The sequence below is a fragment of the Vibrio profundum genome (genome assembly GCF_050337555.1).
GTDB lineage: Bacteria > Pseudomonadota > Gammaproteobacteria > Enterobacterales > Vibrionaceae > Vibrio > Vibrio profundum.
The window spans coordinates 1-850 of the sequence record NZ_JAKJTA010000041.1 but is presented as its reverse complement, the minus strand read 5'-3'; the positions used below and the strand labels follow the sequence as shown (position 1 = coordinate 850).

The 850-nt window shown below is 42.9% G+C and carries 3 tRNA genes; all 3 read left to right on the top strand.

Annotation, left to right across the window (positions count from 1 at the left end):
- Nucleotides 1-124 precede the first annotated feature (124 nt).
- The 3 genes from L4C34_RS20365 (at nt 125) to L4C34_RS20355 (ending at nt 406) form a co-directional block, all read left to right on the top strand.
- Nucleotides 125-200 (top strand) — tRNA-Glu (locus tag L4C34_RS20365).
- A 21-nt stretch (nt 201-221) separates the two neighbouring features.
- Nucleotides 222-297: transfer RNA gene (locus L4C34_RS20360), tRNA-Lys, on the top strand.
- A gap of 33 nt (nt 298-330) precedes the next feature.
- Nucleotides 331-406: transfer RNA gene (locus L4C34_RS20355), tRNA-Val, on the top strand.
- Nucleotides 407-850 lie beyond the last annotated feature (444 nt).

Sequence of the window (850 nt, the reverse complement as noted above, 5' to 3'; positions counted from 1 at the left end):
GCCCTAGGGGAACCTGGGGCTGGATCACCTCCTTATACGATGATTATTACGATGAGTACCCACACAGATTGATACGGTTTAGAAAGTAAAGAGACGAAGAACTCCCAAGTTCTTCAACAATAGTGTCCCGTTCGTCTAGAGGCCTAGGACACCGCCCTTTCACGGCGGTAACAGGGGTTCGACTCCCCTACGGGATACCACTTCTTTTTTAGAAGTACAGTGGGTCGTTAGCTCAGCTGGTAGAGCAGTTGACTTTTAATCAATTGGTCGCAGGTTCGAATCCTGCACGACCCACCATTCTTTCACCACGAAGGAATTCAAACTAAATGTGGGCGATTAGCTCAGTTGGGAGAGCACCTGCCTTACAAGCAGGGGGTCACTGGTTCGAGCCCGGTATCGCCCACCACTCTCTAACTATTTTTGGATGTAAAAAAACCAAACCACTTCAAATTGAATGTGGTTGATTTTGTATCTCTGAGAATCGTTAGAAAGTGTGAAAAACACTTCGCTCTTTAACAATTTGGAAAGCTGACGAATAACATTTGATTGATGTTATTCAAATTTTAAAAGTTCTCAAATCCTAGTTTCGTTAAGAAATTAGGTACCAACACACATTCAAGTGTTCTTGGAAATGACCTTTAACGAGGTTATTTAATATTTGAGTCCGGCAAAATCGTAGTTTGCGTTTGTTTTAAACAGACCAAACTAAGCTGTCTCGCTCATTCAAATAATGAGACAGCACTAACCTTGGTTGTTTGCCATACATAAGACCCTTTTGGGTTGTATGGTTAAGTGACTAAGCGTACACGGTGGATGCCTTGGCAGTCAGAGGCGATGAAGGACGTATTAA